Annotated in this window: 4 protein-coding genes; all 4 read right to left on the bottom strand. The window is 53.3% G+C overall.

Annotation, left to right across the window (positions count from 1 at the left end; all coding sequences use genetic code 11):
- Positions 1–240, bottom strand: a 240-nt coding sequence (locus AB1690_03770) for a response regulator (protein ID MEW6014422.1), incomplete at its 3' end; no start/stop codon positions are given.
- Between the two features lie 260 nt (positions 241–500).
- Complete coding sequence (locus tag AB1690_03765) at positions 501–923, bottom strand: hypothetical protein (protein ID MEW6014421.1); 423 nt, start codon at positions 921–923, stop codon at positions 501–503.
- Between the two features lie 182 nt (positions 924–1,105).
- Complete coding sequence (locus AB1690_03760; GenBank protein ID MEW6014420.1) at positions 1,106–3,934, bottom strand: PKD domain-containing protein; 2,829 nt, start codon at positions 3,932–3,934, stop codon at positions 1,106–1,108.
- Between the two features lie 313 nt (positions 3,935–4,247).
- The coding region (locus tag AB1690_03755; protein ID MEW6014419.1) for a dockerin type I repeat-containing protein at positions 4,248–5,036 on the bottom strand (789 nt) is incomplete at its 5' end.

Raw genomic sequence — 5,036 nt, 5'->3', positions numbered from 1 at the left:
GGTCATGATAATGACGGTCATATCGCTGTCTATTTCTTTGAGACCGCTTAAGACCGAAAGACCATCCATCTCCGGCATCTTCAAATCGGTGATTGCCAGGTCGTAACTTTTCAGACGCGCCAGGTCAAGCGCTTTCTTGCCGCCTTCGACGGCATCCACCTGATACCCCTCATCACTGAGCGCCTGCGATAGCATCGTCCGCATCGAATCTTTATCATCAACTACAAGGATACTGGGCATTGTCGCTCCTTAATCGAATACTGTTTAACTCGCGCCTTCCTCTCGGGGGGAATCCCCCGAAAAATCCCGGTAGGGCGGAATTCCCTTATTCTATCGGCTTTCGCCGACATAAATGCATATCAATTTTTGCACATTTTAAGAGTGAAAAATAGAAGATGCAACCGGATGCAGGAAGTCAGGAAAATATGATGGTACAAGGGGGAACCTTTTCAGACTGCAACAGGGATTAAGATGAGGCGGTCCCGATGTTCCGAAACGGGTCACTGTCTTTCGCGGCGGTATGGGAATTTCAAGGTCGATAGTTTGCCGCAGATATCCAACTGATAGTAATAATAGCCTAAACTCAAAGGGGCGCCAGCCTTGTCGCGCGGGCGCCAGTTGATACGGTGATTCCCCGGCGCATATACGGAATCAGCTAAAACGCGCACCAGGGAGCGGCCGCTGTCATAAAGCCCGATTTTTACCGGGCAGGCGGAATCACCCGGGACCGTAAAGGAAACAGTGGCGGAATCGGGCGGCTCCTTCCAGACCGCGCTTCCGGCGCCGCCTTCGGCGGCGCTATCGAGCGGCATGGTGCGTGGCGGCGGAGCGGTGTATGTAACCTGGTTGGGATTGTGGCAGGAGGCATACAATAGTATCGTGATAGCAAGAAATGCAAATCTGATATAAGACGATGCTAACATATTTATAATATATCGTAATTAGTGTCGCTTTCGCAGGAAAATGTTTATGTGCATCGATATACATCCCCAAAAAAGGGCGCGTGAAACGCGCCCTTCTTGATATTCTATCAGTTCCCAAGCCCGATTATTATCGGGCCGCAAACTGACGGAATCCTGTGCGAAGCAAAAGACTCTATAGTCTTCTATTTGAGCAGCACCATCTTTCTGGTAGCGCTCACGCCGGCGGCGCTTGCCTTATATAGATAGATACCCGAGGCGTGTCGGGAAGCGTCCCATACAACCGAGACTCTTCCCGCATTGTCATAACCGCTGAATTCCGCTACCCGCTGTCCGGTAATATTGAAAATGCAGATATTCCAGTGGGATGCCACCGGCAGATTCATCTCAATCGTCGTCAGCGGATTGAACGGGTTCGGATAGTTCTGATACAATTCAAACTCCGAGGGCAAAGGACCATCTTTGGCAATAACCGGCGGGTCATCACTGTAATTGACTGCCACCGTGCCGGTCGAACCGCGGAATTCGATTTCATCAATATAGACATCATCCTGGTCATTGCTGGCGTCGCACATGAAACGTATCTTGGCGTTGGTCGGGAAATTGTAGCTGGCGCGCGAAATTGTCACCACCTTATTATAGAAAACGGCGTTTACAAAATCGGTGCCGGAACGATAAGTCGCCACCGTTCTCCAGACCGAGCCATCGAAATACTGCACCCAGAAATCTTCACCCGATTCCATGCTCTGCGCCCGGAACCAGAAAGCCACCTCCAGCGTATTGTAACCGGTCACATTGTAACTGGCAGTGTGGTAGAATGAAGATGCCACACCGCTGTTATCCTGAATGTCCGCTGCGGCGACTCCCTGATGGGCATAAGTTCCACCGGTATAGCGACTCATATCGGCGCCGCCATCGGTATAACTCCCCATTCCGGTCTCGAAGTTATCAAAGGTAATGACAGTCCAGGCGGGAGCGGTGCTCACAGTAATGTAACCGGTCTTTATCTCCTGGTCGGAGCCGCAGGCATTAGTGGCTGTCAGAGTAACCGTATAGGTGCCGGCGGCGGTGTACTGGTGTGACGGGTTCTGCGCGGTCGAGGTGCCGCCGTCGCCAAAATTCCACGACCAGGAAGTGGGGCTTCCAGTGGACTGGTCGGTGAAATTCACCGTTAGCGGCGCCGAGCCGGAGGTCGGTGAGCCGACAAACTGCGCCGTTGGGACTCCGCTGACCGTGATATAGTTGGTCTTGGTCTCAACATCATTGCAGACTGCCGAGGTAACCGTCAAGGTCACGGTATAGGTTCCAGCCGCGGTGTACTGATGTGATGGGTTCGGCGCGGTCGAAGTGCCGCCGTCGCCGAAATTCCATGACCATGACGTCACCGGTCCGGTCGACTGGTCGGTGAAACTGACCGTCAGAGGGGCGCATCCCGAGGTCGGCGCGCCGCTGAAATTGGCGACGACATCGCAGGGGGTGCCGCCGGCGGTTACCACTTTGTAAGCATTGACTCTTCCGGTTCCCAGTTTGCTGGCAAAACTGGAGTTGCAGGTCAGACCGTAGATATTGTCCACATATGCTTTCAGAGTATCGACCACCTGTGTCGCTGTCCAGGAGGGGTTCTTCGACCAGAGCAGGGCGCCGATACTGGCCGTCACCGGGGTCGCCATCGAGGTGCCGTCCATCGCCGCGACATAGTCATTAGTCGGGTCAGCATGGTCGTGATAAGACGACATGATACCGGTTCCGGGGGCGGAGATATCGACCCAGGTGCCATAGGAGGAGAAGTCCGCTTTGCAGCCGTTGGAATCAAGGGCGGCAACCGAGACAATATTATGGTCGGTGCGGGCATTGAGATAGTCGGCGGTCTGGTTGTTGCTGTTTCCGGCGGCGACAAAAATGATACCGCCGGCATTGATGAAATTGGTTACGGCAGTATTGAAGGCGGTCAGGGATGATGACCCCCAGCTGCAGGAGGCTATTTTGGCCCCTTTGATACGGGCATAATCGAATGCCGAAGCGGCGAAATCCATCCGGACATAACCGACTTCATAAATGATATAGGGGGCCGACCAGCCGATACGAAGCGCCATCACTTTGACGCCATTTCCGGTCGGCTGAAGGGTGCCGTTACCCCATCCGCCGGCCGAGGCGGCGGTGGCATAGCCGTTATTATTGATGGCGGCGACATTTCCGGCGCAATGAGTGCCATGGCCGTTAAAATCGCGCGGGTCATTGTCAGGGGTAGAGCAGTCTTCGCCCGACCAGCAACTGGAAGTGCCGGTGACCCAGTCATAGCCGACCCAGTCATCGACATACCCGTTGCCGTCATCATCGACCCCGGCCGCGCCGTTCTTTTCCGCCCAGTTAATCCACATGTTGCCGTCGGCGCCGGTAGGGGTGCTGTAACTGGCATTGGAGCCGCCCAGGTCTTTATGGAAATACCGCACTCCGGTATCCATCACCGCCACCACAACGGTGGCATCGCCGGTCTCAACATCCCACGCCTCCGGGGCATCGACATCATGGTCATTGGCGCGGTTGAGATGCCACTGCTGGGCAAAGAAACCGTCATTGGGGGTGGCATAGACCGGCATTATTGGAATCTTTTCGGCGGTTTCGATATTAGGGTCGGCTTTGAAAGCGGCGACGACGTCATCCACATTGCCCGACCTGATTTTGACTTTGTAAAAGACAGAAAGGTCACTGTAATGACCATTGATAAACTCCGGTTTGGAGCCGGGGAAATGCTCCACGACCGCTTCCACCCGGTAGTCGGCGGCAATTTTATTTAAGGTCTGAGCGGCAAAGGCAACGGCATCAGCGCTGCGCTTGCTGACCGCCGCCTTGCGGTCGGATTTTAACTGAATTACGATTTCATCAGGAACATAGGAGATAGGGATATCTCCCAGTACGGCGGCTCTGTCGCCGGTGAAGATTTTAGCGTCATCAGAGTTCGACAACGCAAAACAGAATAGAAAAAGAATACCTGTGAGAATGAGGCACTTTTTCATTTTTCCTCCGGTTGACATTTGAGACTGAAGGGTTTCGTGAACTCACGATGGCAGAGTTGAGGTTAGTCTGGCGGCTCTCACCTCCTTTAGATGCGAAATCGGGCGTAGTTATAGACCCGGTTTTTTTTGATTCAATTAACGGAAAATATTGGTCTCTTCGGTCTTCACAGAGAGCTCTATTACCGACAGAAATCTACCGTTTTGGCGGTTAGATTGTCAAGGGATTTTAATAGGCCGAAGGAAGGCGATTCCTTCGGATCCATTCAAATCGGGCTGTCGGCTCCGAAGAGGGCGCCATGGTCGAAAATTGCGGTCATTTCGGGGGCGCCTGACAGGGGGGAGGTCCTCCCTTGAAGAGAAAACTGATGATATATGTCGCATCCAGAATGTTTATTCGACCATTGCAATTGGCATCCCCGGCCGTCAATGGATAAGGGGCAGGACCATTCTTATATAAATAACTTATCAAGAAAGTTGCATCGAGAATGTTAACGGCGCCATTGTCGGATGGGTCGCCATTGACAAAAGGGAATCCCTCTTCGACCGAGTAATATACGGTGTCCACGGTGCCGCTGGCAGGAACGGCCGCATCCCAGACCATGTACGACTGCACCGAGCCGTCGATACGAATGCCGACACCATAGGTGGAGCCAGGGGGTGCATCGGATTCTGGTATTATTTCAATAATGTAATGCCCGAGAATCGGATTGGGGATGGTCACCGAGTCATTGATTATTTCATCGTAGGTGGCGTTTATGATAGTCTGGGTCAGATTGCCGTCGGCGTCTTTGCCAATATAGAAGCCGTTGGGGTCAGTCACCCTGAGGTTGACCGGCGAATAGGCGACTACAATAAGGGGTGAGGGAATCAGGGTGAAATTGGGACCGAATTCAGATGTGTTGCCGAATTTATCGGTTGTGAGGAAGGTCATCTGCGAGTAGCCGTATACTGTCTTAGGCACTAAGAATGAGTAGAGGCTGTCGGCCCCGCAGGTATCGGCTCCAATGAAGGAGTAGGCTTCGCCATGACCGGATTGGTCAGCCGGGCGGGTCGCGTCGTCTGCCGGATGCGACAGGTAAAATTCGACCACGGCGCTTTCGGT

Source organism: Candidatus Zixiibacteriota bacterium (assembly GCA_040753495.1).
GTDB lineage: Bacteria > Zixibacteria > MSB-5A5 > GN15 > PGXB01 > DYGG01.
Note: the sequence above shows the minus strand (reverse complement) of the source record. Positions and strands in the feature narration are given on the sequence as shown.